16 protein-coding genes, 2 tRNA genes and 3 rRNA genes are annotated in these 21,312 nt (G+C 66.3%); 10 read left to right on the top strand and 11 right to left on the bottom strand.

What is annotated here, in order from left to right; translation table 11 throughout:
* Nucleotides 1-16 precede the first annotated feature (16 nt).
* Complete coding sequence (gene hisN, locus SMD20_RS37075) at nt 17-847, top strand: histidinol-phosphatase (RefSeq protein ID WP_442942551.1); 831 nt, start codon at nt 17-19, stop codon at nt 845-847.
* Nucleotides 848-857: 10 nt separating this feature from the next.
* On the opposite strand, the gene SMD20_RS37070 is transcribed toward hisN, so the two are convergent.
* Both SMD20_RS37070 and SMD20_RS37065 read right to left on the bottom strand, forming a co-directional pair.
* The gene (locus SMD20_RS37070; protein WP_329590200.1) at nt 858-1,652 is read right to left on the bottom strand and encodes a fructosamine kinase family protein; all 795 of its coding nucleotides are present in this window, start codon (nt 1,650-1,652) and stop codon (nt 858-860) included.
* Entirely contained in the window at nt 1,639-2,112 is a 474-nt protein-coding gene (locus SMD20_RS37065; protein ID WP_329590198.1) for a low molecular weight protein-tyrosine-phosphatase, read from the bottom strand. The genes SMD20_RS37070 and SMD20_RS37065 overlap by 14 nt, the downstream gene beginning before the upstream one ends.
* A gap of 121 nt (nt 2,113-2,233) precedes the next feature.
* On the opposite strand from SMD20_RS37065, the gene pstS reads away from it, so the two are divergent.
* Genes pstS through SMD20_RS37040 form a run of 5 tightly spaced genes read left to right on the top strand, consistent with a single transcriptional unit; the run spans nt 2,234 to nt 6,755 of the window.
* On the top strand, nt 2,234-3,349 hold the full coding sequence (pstS, locus tag SMD20_RS37060) for a phosphate ABC transporter substrate-binding protein PstS (RefSeq protein ID WP_329590196.1): 1,116 nt from the start codon (nt 2,234-2,236) through the stop codon (nt 3,347-3,349).
* A 6-nt stretch (nt 3,350-3,355) separates the two neighbouring features.
* Nucleotides 3,356-4,336, top strand: coding sequence for a phosphate ABC transporter permease subunit PstC (pstC, locus tag SMD20_RS37055; RefSeq protein ID WP_329590194.1), 981 nt, complete (start codon nt 3,356-3,358; stop codon nt 4,334-4,336).
* Nucleotides 4,333-5,238, top strand: coding sequence for a phosphate ABC transporter permease PstA (gene pstA / locus SMD20_RS37050; protein WP_329590193.1), 906 nt, complete (start codon nt 4,333-4,335; stop codon nt 5,236-5,238). The genes pstC and pstA overlap by 4 nt, the downstream gene beginning before the upstream one ends.
* A 15-nt stretch (nt 5,239-5,253) precedes the next feature.
* The gene (gene pstB / locus SMD20_RS37045) at nt 5,254-6,030 is read left to right on the top strand and encodes a phosphate ABC transporter ATP-binding protein PstB (RefSeq protein ID WP_329590191.1); all 777 of its coding nucleotides are present in this window, start codon (nt 5,254-5,256) and stop codon (nt 6,028-6,030) included.
* On the top strand, nt 6,030-6,755 hold the full coding sequence (locus tag SMD20_RS37040; RefSeq protein WP_329590189.1) for a response regulator transcription factor: 726 nt from the start codon (nt 6,030-6,032) through the stop codon (nt 6,753-6,755). The genes pstB and SMD20_RS37040 overlap by 1 nt, the downstream gene beginning before the upstream one ends.
* Here SMD20_RS37040 and SMD20_RS37035 read toward each other — a convergent pair.
* On the bottom strand, nt 6,724-7,665 hold the full coding sequence (locus SMD20_RS37035) for a serine hydrolase (RefSeq protein WP_329590187.1): 942 nt from the start codon (nt 7,663-7,665) through the stop codon (nt 6,724-6,726). The two genes, SMD20_RS37040 and SMD20_RS37035, sit on opposite strands and share 32 nt — an antisense overlap.
* Before the next feature lie 33 nt (nt 7,666-7,698).
* Nucleotides 7,699-8,586, bottom strand: coding sequence for a phenylalanine 4-monooxygenase (locus SMD20_RS37030; RefSeq protein ID WP_329590185.1), 888 nt, complete (start codon nt 8,584-8,586; stop codon nt 7,699-7,701).
* Nucleotides 8,587-8,712: 126 nt separating this feature from the next.
* Here SMD20_RS37030 and SMD20_RS37025 point away from each other — a divergent pair, with 126 nt between their 5' ends.
* Complete coding sequence (locus SMD20_RS37025) at nt 8,713-9,159, top strand: Lrp/AsnC family transcriptional regulator (RefSeq protein WP_329590183.1); 447 nt, start codon at nt 8,713-8,715, stop codon at nt 9,157-9,159.
* Between the two features lie 65 nt (nt 9,160-9,224).
* Here SMD20_RS37025 and rrf read toward each other — a convergent pair.
* From rrf to SMD20_RS37010, 3 genes are all read right to left on the bottom strand, one after another.
* Nucleotides 9,225-9,341 (bottom strand): 5S ribosomal RNA (gene rrf, locus SMD20_RS37020).
* An 83-nt stretch (nt 9,342-9,424) separates the two neighbouring features.
* A 23S ribosomal RNA gene (locus SMD20_RS37015) occupies nt 9,425-12,529 on the bottom strand.
* 317 nt (nt 12,530-12,846) lie between these two features.
* Nucleotides 12,847-14,369, bottom strand: a 16S ribosomal RNA gene (locus tag SMD20_RS37010).
* The 16S, 23S and 5S rRNA genes sit together here, the layout of an rRNA operon.
* 582 nt (nt 14,370-14,951) lie before the next feature.
* On the opposite strand from SMD20_RS37010, the gene SMD20_RS37005 reads away from it, so the two are divergent.
* Together SMD20_RS37005 and SMD20_RS37000 are read left to right on the top strand one after the other, a co-directional pair.
* Entirely contained in the window at nt 14,952-15,359 is a 408-nt protein-coding gene (locus SMD20_RS37005; protein WP_329590181.1) for a hypothetical protein, read from the top strand.
* A 91-nt stretch (nt 15,360-15,450) separates the two neighbouring features.
* Entirely contained in the window at nt 15,451-15,639 is a 189-nt protein-coding gene (locus tag SMD20_RS37000; protein ID WP_329590179.1) for a hypothetical protein, read from the top strand.
* Between the two features lie 55 nt (nt 15,640-15,694).
* Here the strand turns inward: SMD20_RS37000 and SMD20_RS36995 are convergent, their stop codons facing one another.
* Together SMD20_RS36995 and SMD20_RS36990 are read right to left on the bottom strand one after the other, a co-directional pair.
* Nucleotides 15,695-16,510, bottom strand: coding sequence for a hypothetical protein (locus SMD20_RS36995; RefSeq protein ID WP_329590177.1), 816 nt, complete (start codon nt 16,508-16,510; stop codon nt 15,695-15,697).
* A 97-nt stretch (nt 16,511-16,607) separates the two neighbouring features.
* Nucleotides 16,608-16,684, bottom strand: a tRNA-Met gene (locus SMD20_RS36990).
* Between the two features lie 225 nt (nt 16,685-16,909).
* Between SMD20_RS36990 and SMD20_RS36985 the strand changes: the two genes are divergently transcribed.
* Nucleotides 16,910-18,103: an IS481 family transposase gene (locus SMD20_RS36985; protein ID WP_329590175.1), complete on the top strand. Its 1,194-nt coding sequence runs from the start codon at nt 16,910-16,912 to the stop codon at nt 18,101-18,103.
* A 34-nt stretch (nt 18,104-18,137) separates the two neighbouring features.
* Here the strand turns inward: SMD20_RS36985 and SMD20_RS36980 are convergent.
* A tRNA-Met gene (locus SMD20_RS36980) sits at nt 18,138-18,214 on the bottom strand.
* Between the two features lie 57 nt (nt 18,215-18,271).
* Complete coding sequence (locus SMD20_RS36975) at nt 18,272-21,226, bottom strand: UPF0182 family membrane protein (RefSeq protein WP_329590173.1); 2,955 nt, start codon at nt 21,224-21,226, stop codon at nt 18,272-18,274.
* Nucleotides 21,227-21,312 lie beyond the last annotated feature (86 nt).

Below are 21,312 nucleotides of genomic sequence, written 5' to 3'. Positions count from 1 at the left end.
GGGGCGGCTGCGACTGATGTTCCATCCGCCCGGCACGGTAGCGTGGGCGACCGTGCAGGGTTACAACGATGATCTACGCCTCGCGCACGTCATGGCGGACGCCGCCGACGACCTCACCATGCGCCGGTTCAAGGCCGTCGATCTCAAGGTCGACACCAAGCCCGACCTCACCCCGGTCAGCGACGCCGACCGCGCCGTCGAGGAGGCGATCCGCGGCACGCTGCGCCGGGCCCGGCCCCGCGACGCGGTCGTGGGCGAGGAGTTCGGCACGACCGGCCATGGCGCCAGGTCCTGGATCATCGACCCCATCGACGGCACCAAGAACTACGTACGCGGCGTGCCCGTGTGGGCCACGCTGATCGCCCTCATGGAGTACGGCCGCGTCGTCGTCGGCCTCGTCTCCGCCCCCGCGCTCGGCCGGCGCTGGTGGGCGGCCACCGACGGCGGCGCGTGGACCGGCAAGAGCCTCGCCAAGGCGTCCCGGATGCGCGTCTCCTCGGTCTCCGACCTGGGGGACGCCTCCTTCTCCTACTCCAGCTTCGGCGGCTGGGAGCAGACCGGCAGGCTCGAGACGTTCCTCGACCTCAGCCGCGCCTGCTGGCGCACCCGCGCCTACGGCGACTTCTGGTCGCACATGATGGTCGCCGAGGGCTCGGTCGACTTCTCCGCCGAGCCCGAGCTGTCGGCCTGGGACATGGCCGCGCTCACGGTCATCGTCGAGGAGGCCGGCGGCGTCTGGACCGACACGACGGGCGTACGCGGGCTGGAGGGCGGCAGCCTGGTCTGCAGCAACGGCCTCCTGCACGACGAGGTCATCGCCCGGCTCAACGGCACCCGCGTCCGCTGAGCGACCGCGCTTACAACTCCAGCACCCGCCGCACGGCCGCCATCAGGCTCCCCCGGTAGGACCCGCCGTACAGCACGACATGCACCAGCAGCGGATGGAGCTGGTGCAGCGGCACCCGCTCGCGCCACCCGTCGGCGAGCGGCCACTCCTCCCGGTACGCCCCGAGCACCCGGTCCAGGTGAGGCAGCCCGAACAGCGCCAGCATGGCGAGGTCGGTCTCCCGGTGCCCGCCGTGGGCGGCCGGATCGACCAGCACCGCCGAGCCGCCCGACCACAGCACGTTCCCGCTCCACAGGTCACCGTGGATCCTGGCCGGCGGCCCGGCGGGGCCCGCCACCTCGGCGAAACGGTCCACGGCCCGCTCGACCTCGGCCACGTCGGCCGCCGGCAGCCGCGCCTGGCGCAGGAACGGCAGGACCCGCCGCTCGGCGTAGAACTCCGGCCACGAGCCGCACGGCCGGTTGTCCATCGGCAGCTCGGCGATGAACCCGGGCCACGGCGCGCCGAACGCCTCCGCGCCCGCCCGGTGCATCCGGGCCAGCTCCCGCCCGAACCGCTCGGCCGCCGCGGGTCCAGGTCGCTCCTCCTCCACCCAGGACAGCACCAGCCGGTCCGGCCCCGCCTCGATCACCTCGGGCACCGCGGCGACCTCGCCCAGCCAGCGCAGCCCCGCCGCCTCCGCGGCGAACACCTCCGACACGACGCCCGCGGGCCCGCTCTTGACGAACACCGGCCGCCCGTCGTCCAGCACGCCCTGCCGCAGCCGCCAGCCGTGGGACGTGCCGAGCTCCCTAACCGACCTCATCGGCGACGTGCTTGGCCACGCCCTCGGCCGCCGACTCCACCAGCGAGAGCACCTCCTCGAACCCCTCGTGCCCCCCGTAGTACGGATCGGGCACCTCGGCCCCGGACGGCGCCGCCGGATCGAACGAGCGGAACAGCCGCACCTCCACCCCGGGAGGCGCGAGCCGCCGCAGGTTCGCCAGGTTGTCGCGGTCCATGGCCAGCACCAGGTCGTAACGGTCGAACCAGTCGGCGGTGAACTGCCTGGCGCGGTGCGCGGCCCCGTCGTAGCCGCGCTCGGCCAGGATGCCGAGCGCCCGCTCGTCCATGGGCTCGCCCACGTGCCAGCCGCCCGTCCCGGCGCTCTCGACCATGACCTGTTTGCCCAGCCCGCGGTCCTCCAGGACCCGCCTCAGCACGACCTCCGCCATGGGCGAGCGGCAGATGTTCCCCATGCACACCACGCATATGCGATACGTCATAACACCCATCATGAGGGTGACCGAGGGCGTTCACCGTCCGTTCACCCTTGCTAGGGATCCGAGTCACTTTCGCTGCGTAACTTCATCGGCGACTGAGGACCAAGTGAAAAGGAACCCCACCGTGAAGTATGCAGGCCGGCTCGCCGCCGTCGCCGTCGTCGGTGCGCTCTCGCTCGCTGCGTGCGGCACAGACAACAACGCCTCGGCGGGCAACGGCGGCACCACCGCTGCCAGCGCCCCCGCCGCGGGCAACGACAACGCGCTGAGCGGCACCATCAACGCCGCGGGCTCCTCCGCCCAGGCCAACGCGATTGACGAGTGGAAGAAGAACTTCCAGGCCACCAACTCGGGCGTGAGCATCAACTACCAGCCCAGTGGCTCGGGCGCGGGTGTGCAGGCCTTCATCCAGGGCACGGTCTCCTTCGCCGGCTCCGACTCCGCACTGAACGACGAGAAGGGCGAGCCGGCCCAGGCCGACGCCCGCTGCAAGACCGGCAAGGCCATCAACATCCCGATGGTGACCGGTCCCGTGGCCGTGGTCTACAACCTGCCGGGCGTGGACGGCCTGCAGCTCTCGCCCAAGACCATCGGCGGGATCTTCAACAGCAAGATCACCAAGTGGGACGACGCGGCGATCAAGGCCGAGAACCCTGACGCCAAGCTGCCCTCCACCCCGATCCAGGCGTTCCACCGCTCGGACGAGTCGGGCACCAGCGACAACTTCACCAAGTTCCTCAAGGCCACGGCCGAGTGGCCGTACGAGCCGGCCAAGGCCTGGCCCGCCGACGCCAAGGGCCAGGGCGCCAAGGGCTCCGACGGCATCGCCTCCTCGGTCAAGGACACCGAGGGCGCCATCAGCTACGTCGAGCTGTCGTACGCCGAGAACTCCCAGCTCCAGAAGGCCAAGGTGGCCAACGGTTCGGGCGAGTTCGTCGAGCTGACCGCCGACAGCGCCGCCAAGACGGTCGAGACCGCCGAGATCAAGGGCACCGGCAACGACCTCAAGCTCTCGATCGACTACGGCACCAAGACCGCGGGCGCCTACCCGATCGTCCTGGTGACGTACGAGATCACCTGCGAGAAGGGCCTGCCGGCCGAGGAGGCCAAGCTGGTCAAGGAGTTCCTCACCTACACCGCCAGCGACGAGGGCCAGGCGGCGCTCAAGGACCTGGGCTACGCCCCGCTCGCCGGCGGCCTGCTCACCAAGGTCCGCACCGCCATCGAGGCCATCTCCTAGCGGCCGATGACGACCGACACGAAGATCCGCGACGGCGGACCGGCCATGCGCCGGTCCGCCTCGCGGCGCAGCTCCGGTGAAGGGGCCTTCAAGTTCCTGGCCACCGCGGCCGGGGTCGTCCTGCTGGCGATCATGGCGGCGATCGCCGTGTTCCTCATCGCCGAGGCGGTCCCCGCGCTGCAGGCGAACAAGGGCGGCTTCTTCACGGACCTCGTCTGGGAGCCCAACAGCAGCCAGGTGTTCGGCATCGGCGCGCTGGCGTTCGGCACGGTGCTCAGCTCGGGCATCGCGCTGGTCATCGCGACCCCGATCGCGGTCGGCGTCGCGCTGTTCATCTCCCACTACGCGCCGCGCCGCCTCGCCGGGCCGCTCGGCTACCTCATCGACCTGCTCGCCGCGGTCCCCAGCGTCATCTACGGCCTCTGGGGTCTGGCCTTCCTCGTGCCGCTGCTGCGGGAGCCCTCGCAGTGGCTCAACGAGCACCTCGGCTGGTTCCCGCTGTTCGCCGGCGAGGGCGCGATCGGCGGCAAGACCATGCTGGCCGGCGGCATCGTTCTGGCGATCATGATCCTGCCGATCATCGCGGCCATCTCCCGCGAGGTCTTCCTGCAGGTGCCGCGCATGAACGAGGAGGCGGCGCTCGCGCTCGGCGCCACCCGCTGGGAGATGATCAGGATGGCGGTGCTGCCGTTCGGCCGGCCCGGCGTCATCAGCGCCGCGATGCTCGGCCTCGGCCGCGCCATGGGCGAGACCATCGCGGTCGCGCTCATCTTCCCGGCCACGTTCGACATCAGCGTCCAGATCCTCACTCCGCACGGCAACAGCATCGCGGCCAACATCGCCAACGGCTTCGGCGAGGCCACGCCGATCGGGCGTGGCGCGCTGATCGCCTCCGGCCTGGTGCTGTTCGTCATCACGCTGCTGGTCAACATGGCCGCCCGTATGATCATCAACCACCGCAAGGAGTACGCGAGGGCCGGCGCATGACCCTGCAACAGGAGGCCGTGCGCAAGCCGCGCGGGGTCCAGCACATCTCGACCGGCCGCCGGGTGAAGGACCGCTTCGTCCAAGGGCTGGTCTACTTGGCGTTCGCGATGGCCGTGGTGCCGCTGGTCTCGGTGCTGTGGCTGGTGATCTCCAACGGCCTGGCCCGCTTCGACCTGGAGTTCATGACGCACTCGATGCGCGGCATCGGCGCACGGGACGCGGGCGGCGGCGCCTACCACGCCATCATCGGCACCGTCGAACAGGTGCTGCTCGCCTCGGCCATCTCGGTCCCGATCGGCCTGCTCACCGCCATCTACCTGGTCGAGTACGGCAACGGCGGCCGGCTGAGCCGGGCCATCAGCTTCTTCGTGGACGTCATGACCGGCGTCCCCTCGGTGGTCGCCGGCCTGTTCATCCTCGCGTTCTGGATCCTGTTCCTCGGGATGCCGTACAGCGGGTGGGCGGGCGCCATGGCCCTGTCCATCCTCATGATGCCGACCGTGGTCAGGTCCACCGAGGAGATGCTCCGGCTCGTTCCCGGCGATCTGCGCGAGGCCTCGTACGCGCTGGGCGTCCCCAAGTGGCGCACGATCATGAAGATCGTGCTGCCGACGGCGTTCACCGGCATCGTCACCGGCGTCATGCTGGCCGTGGCCCGCGTCGCCGGCGAGACCGCGCCGATCCTGCTCACGGTGTTCTTCACCGACTCCATCAACAACGACCCGTTCAGCGGGCCGCAGATGGGCCTTCCCCTCTATGTCTTCGACCAGGCGGCGCGTCCCAACGACACCGCCATCGACCGGGCGTGGACCGGAGCCCTCACGCTCATCCTGATCGTCATGCTGCTCAACCTGGTGGCGCGCCTGATCGCCTGGTGGCGTGCGCCCGCCAAGGGCCGATAGGGGGTACCGCCACTCATGTCCAAGCAAATCCAGGTTTCGGGGCTGGACGCGTACTACGGCGCGCACAAGGCCATCGAAGACGTGTCGATGACCATCGAACCGCGCTCGATCACCGCGTTCATCGGCCCTTCGGGGTGCGGCAAGTCGACGTTCCTGCGCACGCTCAACCGGATGCACGAGGTGATCCCCGGCGCCCGCGTCGAGGGCAAGGTGCTGCTCGACGGCGACGACCTTTACGGCGCCTCCGTCGAGCCCGTCTCGGTACGCCGGATGATCGGCATGGTCTTCCAGCGCCCCAACCCGTTCCCCACGATGTCGATCTACGAGAACGTCGCCGCCGGCCTCCGGCTCAACGGCCGCCTGCCGAAGTCGCAGCTCGACGGCATCGTCGAGGAGTCGCTGAAGGGCGCCAACCTCTGGAACGAGGTCAAGGACCGCCTCAGCAAGCCCGGCGCGGGCCTGTCCGGCGGCCAGCAGCAGCGGCTCTGCATCGCCCGCGCGATCGCGGTCAAGCCGCAGGTGCTGCTCATGGACGAGCCGTGCTCGGCGCTCGACCCGATCTCCACGCTGGCCATCGAGGACCTCATGGCCAAGCTCAAGGACGAGTTCACGATCGTCATCGTCACCCACAACATGCAGCAGGCCGCCCGCGTCAGCGACCGCACCGCCTTCTTCAACCTGGCCGGCCAGGGCCAGCCCGGCAAGGTCGTCGAGATGGACGAGACCTCACGCATGTTCACCAACCCGAGCCAGAAGGCCACCGAGGACTACATCACGGGGCGCTTCGGCTGATGACCCGACAGCAGTCGCCCGCCACGATGAACGGGGACGTGAGGACCAGGCCCGTGCTGCTCATCGCCGACCCGGACCCGACCGTGGTCGACGAGGTCGCGGACGCCCTCGAACGCGAGGGCGTGGCCGTCACCGGCGCCTCCGACGGCGCCCAAGGTCTGCTGCAGGCGGGAGCTCTGCAGCCGGACGTGGTGCTCGTCTCGGCCACGATCGCGGTCATCGACGCGGTCGAGTTCGTCCGCGCGGTACGGCTCGCCAGGGCCGTACCGGTGCTGCTCGGCGTCGGCGAGGGGCACGCCGAGCAGGCCGTCCGCGCCCTCGCGGCCGGCGCCGCCGCCTGCGTGGCCAGGCCGTACCGGGTGCCGGAGCTGCTGCCGTTCATCCACGCCGCCTCCCCGGAGACGCGCGACGTGCTCCACGTCGGCGGCGTGGAGCTCGACGCGCAGGCCTACCAGGTACGCGTCGGCGGCCGCACCGTCCACCTGCCGCTGCGCGAGTTCGAGCTGCTGCAGTACCTGATGCGCAACGCCGACCGCACGGTCACCCGCGAGCAGATCATGCGGCACGTCTGGCACACCGCCGCGACGACCTCGACGAACACCATCGCGGTGCACGTCAAGCGGCTGCGCGCGCGGCTCGGCGACGAGGACGACCAGCTCATCCAGACCGTACGCGGCGTCGGCTACCGGCTGGTCACGCCGAGCATCTCCGGAAGTCCCGCATGATGCGCCGGGCCACGCCCTCGACGGTCGCGATGCCCTGACGGACGTCCGGGGCGCCCTCGCTGAGCACGGCCACGGCGTAGTGGTGGCCGTCGCCGCTGATCAGACCGACGGTGACGACGGCCCAGCGCCCGGTCGAGACCCGCCTGAGCCAGCCGTTCTTCAGCGCCACCCGCTCGCCCCGGCACGCCGCGGCGCTCAGACCCCAGTCCTGGCCGTCGACCACCGTGCCCATGAGGTCGAGCACCCGCGAGCGCTCCCGGGCCTTCAGCGGGCTCCTGGGGGACACCAGGGCACTCATGAGCCGGACCTGGTCATCCACCGACGTACGGGTGATTCCCCAGCAGAACAGGTCAACGCAGGAACCGGGCACGCCCAGGGTGTGCTTGAGCCCGAACCTCCGCGCCGCCTTCGTGAACCCGCCCGCGCCGCCGATCCGCAGCCAGAGCCGGTCCGCGGCCTGGTTGTCGCTGGCGCGGATCATCAGCTCGGCGTCCCGCCGCACGTCCCGCGGCAGCTTCTTCCACGGCGTCCTCAGCAGCAGCGCCATGAGGATGAGCACCTTGGAACTGCTCGCGGTGATCAGCCGCTCGCCCGGGTGGTAGCGGTAGAGCCGCCCGCTCGCCAGATCCTTGACCATGGCCGTGACCCGTCCAGGGCGGCCCGCCAGGTAGCGGTCGAGCCGCCTGCCGATCCGTTTCGAGGAGACCGGCCGCAGCGGTTCCACGGCCGCGACGCGCTCGGCCCGCCGCAGCGTCACGCCGGTCGTCGCCCGCGCCACCAGGACGGCCGGGCTGGTCTGTTCGGTCTGTTCGGTTTGTTCGGTCTGCTCAGCCGGCACGGTGACCAGGGACAGGAGCAGGGCGAGAGCGAGCAGCACCCGCCCTGTCACCTGCCCCTGGCCTGTGATCACCCGGGCATTATGGCGAGAACCCGGACGAATCTGCTAGACGGCTGAGGCCATCAGCCGAGCGATCGAGTCGTCGTCACAGGTGGCCCAGAAGCCGCCCACGACGTCCTCCAGGTGCTCCAAGGACTCCGCCGCGAACAACACGTCCTGATATTTCGTGATGTCATAGTGCGTGGTGCCCATGGCCGCCAGATCCAGCGGCCGGATGTCCATGCCGCGAAACTCCTCGATCTCCCCGTACGACGACAGGATCCCCGCCCCGTACGCCCGCAGCTCGCCCTGCTCCCGCATCACCCCGAACTCCAGGGTGAACCAGAACACCTTCGAGACGAACTCCAGCGCCTCCTCGCCCTCGACCCGCCGCGCGGCCTGCCCGGCCAGCCGGTAGAGGGCCGCGTACCGGTCGCTGGCCAGCGCGTTGGCGTGCCCGATGACCTCGTGCACGACGTCCGGCTCCGGCGTGTAGAACGGCACCGAGTGGTGCCGGATGTACTGCGTGGAGTGAAAGAACCCGTCGGCGAGCACCCCGTAGAAGTCGCGCAGCGGCACCAGTCCGGCAGCCGGCAGATACCGGAACCCGGTCAGCGGCTCCAGCAGCCTCGAGACCTCCTCCAACTGCGGGATGCGATCGTCGGGCAGGCCCAGCCGGGCCACGCCGTCCAGGTATTCGGCGGTGGCGTACTTGGCGTGCTTGATCGCCAGCTCCCTGCTGACCATCGCCCACACCTCGTGCTCCTGCTCGGTGTACTCGGCCGCCGGAATGGGCGTCCCCGGTCGGTAGCCGAGCGCCAGGGCGGCGATCGCGTTGCGCCGCGCCCGGTACACCGGGTCCGCGAACCCCGGATGCGACGCGGCCAGCTCGACCACCACCGACCCGTCCTCCTGGGCGGCGATCGGCGCGAAGTACTGTGCTTCCTCGAACATGTCCAGATAACAGCAAGTCTCGCTTTTCCTGGCAAGAGCGCTCACTCTTGCTGCGCGATACGCTCAATTCCGCCCGGTCCAACCGCCGTTCCCTGGTCGAATCGCACACTCCCCCGGAGGCCCTTCATGGACGATCTCGACGCCCGCCTGCTGGTGACCATGCGCGCGCACCCGCGCGTCGGCCTCACCGAGCTCGCCCGGCTGCTGGGCGTCGCACGCGGCACCGTACAGGCCCGCGTCGAGAAGCTCACCGCCCGGGGCGTCATCCAGGACTTCGGCCCCACGGTCGCACCGGCCGCGGCCGGCTACCCCATCCTGGCCTTCGTCTGGCTCCAGATCGCGCAGGGCAGGCTGGAGGAGGCGGTCGCCGCTCTGGGGGCCGTACCGCAGATCCTGGAGGTGCACGGCACCAGCGGCCAGCATGACCTGCTCTGCCGCGTGGTGGCCAGAAGCACCGATCATCTGCAGGAGATCATCGCCCGCATCCTGGCCTCACCCGCCGTGCAACGCACGGACACCACGATCGCCCTGAGCACCCAGATCCCGTACCGCATCGAACCCCTCCTGCAGTAAGACGCGCAGAACCCAGAAATGCAGAAGGGCCCCGACGCGAAGCGTCAGGGCCCTCCATAAAGATTGTCCGGCGGTGACCTACTCTCCCACACCCTCCCGAGTGCAGTACCATCGGCGCAGAGAAGCTTAACTTCCGGGTTCGGAATGTAACCGGGTGTTTCCTTCCCGCCATAACCGCCGTAACCCTCCGAAACAAACAAACACACAGTGTTTGCAGTCTCAGAATTGCCTAGTGGACGCGAGCAAAAACTAGAAAGTATGCTTTGTGGTCAAGTCCTCGGCCTATTAGTACCGGTCAGCTCCACACGTTACCGCGCTTCCACCTCCGGCCTATCAACCCGGTCGTCTACCGGGAGCCTTACCCCCTCACGGGGTGGGAGACCTCATCTCAAGGCGAGCTTCCCGCTTAGATGCTTTCAGCGGTTATCCCTTCCGAACGTAGCCAACCAGCCGTGCACCTGGCGATACAACTGGCACACCAGAGGTTCGTCCGTCCCGGTCCTCTCGTACTAGGGACAGCCCCTTTCAAGTCTCCTGCGCGCGCAGCGGATAGGGACCGAACTGTCTCGCGACGTTCTAAACCCAGCTCGCGTACCGCTTTAATGGGCGAACAGCCCAACCCTTGGGACCTACTCCAGCCCCAGGATGCGACGAGCCGACATCGAGGTGCCAAACCATCCCGTCGATATGGACTCTTGGGGAAGATCAGCCGTTATCCCCGGGGTACCTTTTAGCCGTTGAGCGACACCGCTTCCACACGCCGATGCCGGATCACTAGTCCCAGCTTTCGCTCCTGCTCGACCCGTCAGTCTCACAGTCAAGCTCCCTTGTGCACTTACACTCAACACCTGATTGCCAACCAGGCTGAGGGAACCTTTGGGCGCCTCCGTTACCCTTTAGGAGGCAACCGCCCCAGTTAAACTACCCACCAGACACTGTCCCCGATCCGGATCACGGACCAGAGTTAGACGTTCAAAACGACCAGAGTGGTATTTCACCAATGACTCCACCCGAACTAGCGTCCGAGCTTCCCAGTCTCCCACCTATCCTACACAAGACGCTCCAAACGCCAATGTCAAGCTGTAGTGAAGGTCCCGGGGTCTTTCCGTCCTGCTGCGCGAAACGAGCATCTTTACTCGTAGTGCAATTTCGCCGGGTCTGTGGTTGAGACAGCGGGGAAGTCGTTACGCCATTCGTGCAGGTCGGAACTTACCCGACAAGGAATTTCGCTACCTTAGGATGGTTATAGTTACCACCGCCGTTTACCGGCGCTTAAGTTCTCACCTTCGCCAACTCACGCTGACTAAGCGGTCCCCTTAACGTTCCGGCACCGGGCAGGCGTCAGTCCGTATACATCGTCTTACGACTTCGCACGGACCTGTGTTTTTAGTAAACAGTCGCTTCCCCCTGGCCACTGCGACCCCCACCAGCTCCAGGCGCAAAGCCCATCACCAGCAGAGGTCCCCCTTCTCCCGAAGTTACGGGGGCAATTTGCCGAGTTCCTTAACCACAGTTCACCCGATCGCCTTAGTATTCTCTACCTGACCACCTGAGTCGGTTTAGGGTACGGGCCGCCACAACACTCACTAGAGGCTTTTCTCGGCAGCATAGGATCATCCACTTCACCACAATCGGCTCGGCATCACATCTCACCCTGCATGTGTTGCGGATTTGCCTACAACACGGGCTACATGCTTACCCCAGGACAACCATCGCCTGGGCTGGACTACCTTCCTGCGTCACCCCATCGCTTACCTACTACCCGATCGGACCGAGCGTTCAGCCTGACACCCGCCCCGAAGGGCCGGCCGACTTAAGGACTCTTAGCATCACGAGGTTCAGTATGGGCGCATTGAAGCGGGTACGGGAATATCAACCCGTTGTCCATCGACTACGCCTGTCGGCCTCGCCTTAGGTCCCGACTTACCCTGGGCGGATTAGCCTGCCCCAGGAACCCTTGGTCATCCGGCGCGAGGGTTTCTCACCCTCGATTCGCTACTCATGCCTGCATTCTCACTCGCACAGCCTCCACGACTAGATCACTCTGCCGCTTCACCGGCTGCACGACGCTCCCCTACCCATCAACCCTCCCAAAGAGGATCAATGCCACGACTTCGGCGGTGTGCTTGAGCCCCGCTACATTGTCGGCGCAGAATCACTTGACCAGTGAGCTATTACGCACTCTTTCAAGGGTGGCTGCTTCTAAGCCAACCTCCTGGTTGTCTCTGCGACTCCACATCCTTTCCCACTTAGCACACGCTTAGGGGCCTTAGTCGGTGATCTGGGCTGTTTCCCTCTCGACTACGAACCTTATCGCCCGCAGTCTCACTGCCACGCTCTCACTTACCGGCATTCGGAGTTTGGCTGACGTCAGTAACCTTGTCGGGCCCATCGGCCATCCAGTGCTCTACCTCCGGCAAGAAACACGCGACGCTGCACCTAAATGCATTTCGGGGAGAACCAGCTATCACGGAGTTTGATTGGCCTTTCACCCCTACACACAGATCATCCCCCAGGTTTTCAACCCTGGTGGGTTCGGTCCTCCACCCAGTCTTACCTGAGCTTCAACCTGCCCATGCGTAGATCACTCCGCTTCGGGTCTACAGCATGCGACTCAAACGCCCTATTCAGACTCGCTTTCGCTACGGCTCCCCCACACGGGTTAACCTCGCCACACACCATAACTCGCAGGCTCATTCTTCAAAAGGCACGCAGTCACATCACACACCAGCAAGCTGATGTAAGCTCCTACGGCTTGTAGGCACACGGTTTCAGGTACTATTTCACGACCCCTCACCGGGGCACTTTTCACCTTTCCCTCACGGTACTCGTGCACTATCGGTCATCAGGGAGTATTTAGGCTTACCAGGTGGTCCTGGCAGATTCACACAGGATTCCTCGAGCCCCGTGCTACTTGGGATCCCCTCCAGAAGCCTTCAAGGTTTCGTCTACCCGGCTCTCACGGTCTACGGCAGCCCTTCCCAGAGCTTTCAACTACCCCAAAGGTTTATAACTTCTCGAAGCAGCGGCAGCCACTTCAGGCGGGTCCCACGACCCCGGACATGCAACGCCTGCCGGCTATCACACACGCCCGGTTTAGCCTCATCCGCTTTCGCTCACCACTACTCACGGAATCACTCTTGTTTTCTCTTCCTACGGGTACTGAGATGTTTCACTTCCCCGCGTTACCACCAACCGCCCTATACATTCAGGCGGAGGCAACACCACATGACTGGTGCTAGGTTTCCCCATTCGGACATCCCCGGATCAACGTCTGGTTGGCGACTCCCCGAGGCTTAACGCAGCCTCCCACGTCCTTCATCGGCTCCTGATGCCAAGGCATCCACCGTGTGCCCTTAAAAACTTGGCCACAAAGATGCTCGCGTCCACTATGCAAATCTCAAACAACAAACAGCAACCAGCTCCACACCCACATGGTGGATGTCTCGCTGGTCCTGTGCTCCGAAGAAGACGAGCACAACGTGCCCGTTCCTTCAGGACCCAACAGTGTGTTTCAGACCCGGCCCGAACCCCCGGCGACCCGTTCCCACTCCCAGCCTGCCTCCCAAGAGAACACGACGGGCGGTACTTGCGGCCGGCGACCCGGTCCGGCTGACTAGCCAGTGCTCCACTAGTGAGCTGTCACCCCACCACACGTCGGTGGTGACGGGTGAGAGTGCTCCTTAGAAAGGAGGTGATCCAGCCGCACCTTCCGGTACGGCTACCTTGTTACGACTTCGTCCCAATCGCCAGCCCCACCTTCGACCGCTCCCCCCAGCAAGCTGGTTGGGCCACGGGCTTCGGGTGTTGCCGACTTTCGTGACGTGACGGGCGGTGTGTACAAGGCCCGGGAACGTATTCACCGCAGCATTGCTGATCTGCGATTACTAGCGACTCCGACTTCATGGGGTCGAGTTGCAGACCCCAATCCGAACTGAGACCGGCTTTTAGGGATTCGCTCCACCTCACGGTATCGCAACCCTCTGTACCGGCCATTGTAGCATGTTTGCAGCCCAAGACATAAGGGGCATGATGACTTGACGTCATCCCCACCTTCCTCCGAGTTGACCCCGGCAGTCCCCCATGAGTCCCCAACCACCCGAAGGTGTTGCTGGCAACATGGAGCAAGGGTTGCGCTCGTTGCGGGACTTAACCCAACATCTCACGACACGAGCTGACGACAGCCATGCACCACCTGTCACCCAGCCCAAAAGGGAAGCCCCATCTCTGGAGCGGTCCGGGTGATGTCAAACCTTGGTAAGGTTCTTCGCGTTGCGTCGAATTAAGCAACATGCTCCGCCGCTTGTGCGGGCCCCCGTCAATTCCTTTGAGTTTTAGCCTTGCGGCCGTACTCCCCAGGCGGGGCGCTTAATGCGTTAGCTCCGGCACGGAACCCGTGGAAGGGTCCCACACCTAGCGCCCAACGTTTACAGCGTGGACTACCAGGGTATCTAATCCTGTTCGCTCCCCACGCTTTCGCTCCTCAGCGTCAGGTAAGGCCCAGCAAGCCGCCTTCGCCACCGGTGTTCCTCCTGATATCTGCGCATTTCACCGCTACACCAGGAATTCCACTTGCCCCTACCTACCTCTAGCCGGCCCGTATCCACCGCAGACCCGCAGTTAAGCTGCGGGCTTTCACGGCAGACGCGACCAGCCACCTACGAGCTCTTTACGCCCAATAATTCCGGACAACGCTTGCGCCCTACGTATTACCGCGGCTGCTGGCACGTAGTTAGCCGGCGCTTCTTCTGCAGGTACACGTCAACTTCGTCCCTGCTGAAAGAGGTTTACAACCCGAAGGCCGTCATCCCCCACGCGGCGTCGCTGCGTCAGGCTTCCGCCCATTGCGCAATATTCCCCACTGCTGCCTCCCGTAGGAGTCTGGGCCGTGTCTCAGTCCCAGTGTGGCCGGTCGCCCTCTCAGGCCGGCTACCCGTCGTCGCCTTGGTAGGCCACTACCCCACCAACAAGCTGATAGGCCGCGAGCCCATCCCCAACCGAAAAACTTTCCACCACCATCCGATGCCGGAGGCGGTCATATCCGGTATTAGACCCAGTTTCCCGGGCTTATCCCAGAGTCAGGGGCAGGTTGCTCACGTGTTACTCACCCGTTCGCCGCTCGAGTACCCCGAAGGGCCTTTCCGCTCGACTTGCATGTGTTAAGCACGCCGCCAGCGTTCGTCCTGAGCCAGGATCAAACTCTCCAAACAATGTCTGTTATACAGCTTGTCCGGATGAATCATCCAAGCAAGAATCCGTCAAAAATGACGGGGTCATACATGTGTGATGCACATGCACTGGCTTTTAACACACTGTTGAGTTCTCAAGAAACGGACGCGTACTTCCTCACCGGAATCCCTTGCGGGCCCCGCCTCGGAGGCGTTTCGTTTCGTCTTCGTTGTGTCTTAATTCTTTCAGCCGTTCAAGTCTCTGTCAAATTGACCGGACTTGCTCGACCTGCTGGAATTAATCCGCGCCCCGTTCCGGGGCAACCCCTCTAACTTACCAGCCCGTCCGAAGTGGTCGGTCCAGGTCCATCAGTGGGATTTGCGGGCCGGCTCCTGGAGCTCCGTGAGCCCCGGGCGTCCCGCGCGAAGCAACTCTAGCAGCCGATCGCCGGTGCTTCGCGCAACTCGGGTAATCACATGGTCCTTCCCTCCCCTGCTGTCCCCCAAACCTCTCCCATGCTTCGTCCGCACGTCACGCCGGGTCAAGCGCACAGCAAGTCATCCGCAATCGCTCCCCGGTAGGAAGTACTCCACGAGCAGAGTGCTCTCTCGGAGGTGTCCGCCATGACCCGCTCGGAGTTCGACGACATCCGCGCCTTCCTCGCCGACAAGGGGACCAGCGCCGGAGACCTGCTGCGGGTGGCCATGACGCTCATCGACGATCTCGAGCACGCCCACACGCGCGAGGCCGTCCAGCGTTCGCGGTATCTGCAGTTGCTGACGGCCGCGCGAGCCAGTGCCGCGGCCGAACTGGCCGGCGAGCCGGACCCCCTGTCGTTCGTACGGGACGAGCTGGCCCGGCGCGGCGAGCTTCCCCAAGACGACGAAGAGGTGCGGAGCATCCTGTCCGACGCCCGCACGGCGGCCGCCCTGCTCGCCTGCATGGAGAGCGGCGTCAACCCCGTCCCGCCGAGCACGCGCGGCCCGCGGCTGCGCCGATGCGCCGGAACCCGCCGCACCCTGCGGCACTGAGGCGCTGAGTCGGCGCCGGTCGCATCAGACCTGACTGGATGGCGACTGCGGACATACCTGTCCTTTCACCCTGGACTGCCAGACTGCCGATATGTGGCAACGGAGGCTGAACTGGGCGGCGATCCTCCTGGTCGGGATCTTCGGCCTGTTGTGGGCCGGCGTCGTGCTCTACGCGGACGACTCCCCGCCGTGGATGCACGTCGCGCAGGTCGTCTTCGGCATCCTGCTGATCGGCTGGGCCGTGCACAAGGCGGTCGCCTTGATGGGCAAGCGCTTCTGAGTCAGTGCCGGAATCAACGAAGTCTCCGGCCGGTCGGCCGGAGACTTCGGATCGGTCAGGTGTTGCCTTCGTCCTCGGGGATGGGCTCGTTCTCGTTGCGGATGTACTCCAGCAGGTCGGCTTCGTCGATCACCTCGTCGGCGGGCGGTGCGGTGATGACGACGCGGGACCCCCAGGCGGAGTAGCGGGTGTCGGTCCTCTTGACCAGGGTCGCCTCGGTGTCCGTGGTGAGCAGGCGCTTGAGCGTCCCGTCACGACCGGTCCAGAGCTTCCAGGTGATCTTTCCCCGGCTCTTCGGTCCGATGGGGCGGCCGCTGGTCCAGTGGAACAGCGGGGACTTGGTGATCTTGTCCAGGTCCTGGTAGCTCATGGTGCCCTGGTAGAGGAAGCCGGGCTTGCGGGTCGAGCGCTTGAGCACGGCCTTCAGGGTGGACGGGTCGTACACGTTGATCGGCTGCTGGCTCGCGTCGGCCGCCATGTCGCGGGCCATGACTCCCCGATGCTTGTTGGGGAACCGGATCCACTTCTTGCCGTCGGGAATCGGACCGGGGTGTGCGTTGGCTCCGTCGTACACGGTCGAGCCGACGCGGATCACGCGGTAGGTCTCCTTCCGGGGGACAGTCCACCAGGTGAACTGCGCCGCCGCAGGGCCCGCCGACGCGAGCCGGAGCCGGCCGCTGATCCGGGTCTCCGACGGCCGCTTGCCGAGCGTGATGCGGGTGGTCTCGGAGACCCGTACGCCGTGGCCGGCGCGGAGGTGCCGTTGGAGCGCACCTGCCGGGTCCGTGTCGGCCTGAGCCGGAACCGGTGTGGAGGCGACCAGCACGGCGACCGTCAGGACGGCCCACCGCCTCGGCGTCGAATGTCCCATGGACCCATCCTTGCGGAAAAGCCCTGCCAGTAGGCGGTCAAGCCGGGGAAATGAGTAAGGCCCTGGTCGCCGATTTCTCGGTGACCAGGGCCTTCTTTGGTAGCGGGGACAGGATTTGAACCTGCGACCTCTGGGTTATGAGCCCAGCGAGCTACCGAACTGCTCCACCCCGCGTCGGTGTGACTTCACCAACTATACAGGCCGGCGAGAGTGCTTTGTACACAGACGAACCTGGCCCGCAAACGAGCGAAGGCCCGGTTTCCCGGGCCTTCGACTTCTTGGTAGCGGGGGCAGTGTGCTGGTTCAGGACATAGGAAACCCATGTCGCAAGACATAGGAAACTTCAACAGAGTGTGTCTCGGGACATAGGCAACCACCGCGATCAACAGCGTGGGCGGTGTGTCCAAGGCCAGAGTTGTCATCACCGCCGTTGTCGTCGAGGGCCGCTCCCAAGCAGAGGTCGCCCGCGCCTACGGGGTGTCCAAGGGCTGGGTGTCCAAGCTCGTCGCGCGCTACCGGGCCGAGGGCGAGGCGGCGTTCGAGCCCCGGTCGCGACGACCGCGCACCTCGCCGAACGCGATCGACGCCGGCACCGTCGAGCTGATCGTCCGGCTGCGCAAGGAACTGGCCGAGCAGGGACTGGACGCCGGCCCGGACACGATCGCCTGGCACCTTGCCCACCACCACGGGCGGACGGTGTCGCGGGCTACCATCAGCCGCTACCTCACTCGCCGCGGCCTGGTCGTGCCCGAACCGAAGAAACGTCCCCGCTCGTCCTACATCCGCTTCCAAGCAGCGCTGCCGAACGAAACCTGGCAGGCCGACTTCACCCACTACCGCCTCGCCGGCGGCAGTGATGCCGAGATCCTGTCCTGGCTGGACGACCACTCCCGCTATGCCCTGTCGGTGACCGCGCACGCCCGTGTCACCGGCCCGATCGTTCGCGACACCTTCCGCCACGCGGTCAAGGTTCACGGCGTTCCGGCCTCCACACTGACCGACAACGGGATGGTGTTCACCACCCGGCTGGCCGGTGGCCGCGGTGGCCGCAACGCCTTCGAACACGAGCTGCGCCGCCTGCACGTGCGGCAGAAGAACAGCGCCCCCAACCACCCCACCACCTGTGGCAAGGTCGAACGCTTCCAGCAGACCATGAAGAACTGGCTCCGCGCCCAGCCCGGCCAGCCGGCCACCCTGGCCGGCCTGCAGGCGCTGCTCGACCGCTTCTGCGATGCCTACAACCACCACCGCCCGCACCGGTCCCTGCCGCACCGCGCCACCCCGGCCGCCACCTACGCCGCCTCGCCCAAGGCCCTGCCCGACGGCGGCCGCGACACCGACACCCACGCCCGCGTCCGCCACGACCGCATCGACCCCTCAGGAGTGGTCACCCTGCGCGTCAACGGCCGGCTGCACCACATCGGCATCGGACGAACCCACGCCCGAACCCACGTCATCCTCCTGATCGACGACCTGCACATCCGCGTCGCCAACGCCGTCACCGGAGAACTCCTACGCGAGCTGATCCTCGACCCGGCCCGCGACTACCAGCCCCAGGTAAACCCGAACAAGACGAAACCCCCGAACCCGTAGGTTCGAGGGTTTCCGATGTCCTGAGACATCACATTGGTAGCGGGGGCAGGATTTGAACCTGCGACCTCTGGGTTATGAGCCCAGCGAGCTACCGAACTGCTCCACCCCGCGTCGCTGCGTTGCGCCTTAAGACTAGACGGCAACGCGGGGTGGATGCAAACCGGATGGCTAGGTGCCTCCCGCCGGCGACGCCGATGGGGACGGCGCTGCAGGTGGGGAGCCCGTCGGTGAGGCCGAGGGTGAAGCCGACGGCGACGCTGACGGCGACGGGCTGGCGGAGGCGTCCGGCTGCTGCCGGTTCGCGCCCTCCAGCGCCTTCAGCGCCTCCTGCAGCCGCTTCTGCGCCTCGCCGTACGCGTCCCAGTCGGGCGGGCTGGCCTGCAACGCCTTCTGGGCGTCGTCGTAGGCCTTCTGCGCGTTGGTGATCGCGGAAGTGAGCGCGGAGTTGGACTGGTTGGCCTGGCCCTGCTCCTGCTGCTGGTTGTTCTGCTCCTGCTGCTGTTGCTGTTGCTCCTCCGTGCCGAAGACCTCCTGCAGGGCCTCGGTCAGGGTGCGCCCCACGCCGATCTTGCTGCCGAACGACACCAGGACGCGCTGCAGGATCGGGTAGGGCTCCTGCCCGCCTCCCGCGGTCACCTGGATGTACACCGGTTCGATGTAGACCAGGCCGCCCGCGTACGGGAGCGTGAGCAGGTTTCCGTACCGGACCGACGAGGCGCCGACGCCGAGGAGGTTGAGCTCGCCGGCGAAGCGGCTCTGGAAGGCGTTCTGTGCCTGACCGGGACCGGGGATCGGGGTGCTGGACGGCATCCGCAGGATGCGGATGCGTCCGTAGCCGGACTCCGCCGAGGAGTTGACCGCCATGAACGCCGCCAGGTTAGGGCCCTGGCGCGGCACGAACGTGGTGGTCAGCGAGAACGTCGGCTCCTCACCCGGCATCGTGGTGGTCAGGTAGTAGGGCGGCTGCTTGGTGTTCTTGTCGCCCTGCGTCGGGTCGCCCGGGACGTTCCAGAAGTCCTGGCCGCTGTAGAAGGCGGACGGGTCGGTGATGTGGTAGCGCGACAGGGTGTAGCGCTGCACCTTGAACAGGTCCTCGGGGTAGCGGACGTGCGCCTTCAGGTCGGCGCTCATCTCGGAGGCCGGGCGGATGACGCCGGGGAAGGCGGAGCTCCAGGTGCGCAGCACCGGGTCGTTGGTGTCCCAGGCGTACAGCTTCACCGTGCCGTCGTAGGCGTCGACGGTGGCCTTGACCGAGTTGCGGATGTAGTTGATGCGGTCGGTCGGCTGCTGGGCGATGACGCGGCGGTCACTGGAGGTGTCGCGCGTCATGTCGCCGAGGCTCTCGCTCTGCGAGTACGGGTAGTCGTTGGACGTGGTGTAGCCGTCCACGATCCACACGATGCGGCCGTCCACGATCGAGGGGTAGGGGTTGCCGTCGAGCGTCAGGAACGGCGCGACCTTCTGGACGCGGTCCCGGGGGTGGCGCTCGTAGAGGATCTTCGAGTCGGCGTTGACGTCGCCGGACAGCAGGATGTTCGCCTCGCTGTACTTGGCAGCGTAGAGCATGCGGTTGAAGAACGAGCCGAGGGCGACGCCGCCGCCGGTGTAGGTGGTGTTCTTCTGGCCGGTGCCGCCGGTCTGCGGGTAGTCGAGCTCCTGCGGCCGGTTGGGGTTGCCGCCGGCGATGACGTATTCGGCCGAGGCCGGCTCCTCGCCGAAGTAGACGCGCGGCTCCTTCAGGCCCGTGCTGGTCGCCAGCGGGCCGGTGACCGGCATGTCCTTGGCGGTGTAGTCGGGCAGGCCGCTGCTGTCGACCTTGTTGCCGGGCGCGGCGACGAAGCCGTAGCCGTGGGTGTAGACGAGGTGGCGGTTGATCCAGTTGTTCTGGCCCTCGGGCGGGCCGGTCAGCTCGCGGACGCCGACGACGTGGTCGATCATCTTGCCGTTGGCGTCGGGGTAGCGGTCGACGTCGAGCGGCTCGGCGAAGTTGTAGAAGCCGCGGATGCGCTGGGTCTGCTCGTACGTCGAGGAGACCAGCGCCGGGTCGAGCAGTCGCACGCCGGAGACCGAGGCGTCGCCGCCCGGCTGGACCTTGGCCGGGTCGGCCTGGGCGTTGTACGTCTCGACCTCGGTCTTGTCGACGTTGTACGCCTCTCGGGTGGCGTCGATGTTGCGCTGGATGTACAGCGCCTCCTTGCCCTGCTGGTTGGGCTTGACCTGGAACTGCTCGACCAGCGCCGGGTAGACGCCGCCGATCAGGATGGCCGAGAGCACGAGCAGGCCGAAGGACACGCCGGGCAGCATGCCGCCGGGCCGCACCACGCCGGCGAAGAACAGCGCGGCGCAGATCAGCGCGATGATCGCGAGGATGGTCTTGGCCGGCAGGACCGCGTTGACGTCGGTGTAGGACGCGCCGTGCACGAAGCCCCGGTCGGAGAAGACCAGTCCGTAGCGGTCGACCCAGTAGGCGATGGCCTTGAGCAGCACGAAGATGCCGAGCAGCACCGACAGGTGGACGCGGGCGGCCCGGGAGGCGTGCAGACCGGGCGACTGCAGGCGGAAGCCGCCGTACAGGTAGTGCGTGATCGCGGCCAGCAGGATCGAGATGATGATCGCGGTGAACAGGAAGTTCAGGACCATCCGGATGAACGGATAGTCGAACATGTAGAACGAGATGTCGTAGTCGAACAGCTGGTCCGTCTTGCCGAACGACGCGCCGTTGACGAACTGCAGCCACGTCTGCCACTGGCCGGCGAAGGACGAGCCGGAGAACAGCGCAAGCAGCCCCATGCCGATGATGAAGATCAGCTTGCGGTGCGGGTCGAGCGCCATGCGGTAGCGGTCGGCTCCGCTCGCCCCGCCGAACATCGCGGGGCCGAACATGGGCCGCGTGCGGAAGGCCAGCAGCATGTTGCCGCCCGCGATCACGACCATCAGCAGCGCGCCGACCAGGAACAACACGATCTGGGTCAGCACCACGCCGGTGAAGACCGACGTGTAGTTCACTGCGTCGAACCACAGGTAGTCGGTATAGATGCCGCTGAAGAGGAAGAACAACGCGACGATCGCAACAAGGGCGATCGCCACAGGTAGAAGCAGTCGCGGTCGGCGGGGCAAGCGCATCGCCCTGCCGGCTCCTGGGGTCCGGAAGCTCAAGGCCAACCCCTCGTCGTAATGAAGAAACGGTCCGTGTCTGGCAACCTACACCG

Source organism: Nonomuraea sp. LP-02, from assembly GCF_036289125.1.
Classification (GTDB): Bacteria; Actinomycetota; Actinomycetes; order Streptosporangiales; family Streptosporangiaceae; genus Nonomuraea; species Nonomuraea bangladeshensis.
The sequence above is the reverse complement of the archived record's forward strand: the minus strand, read 5'-3'. Positions and strand labels throughout refer to the sequence as shown.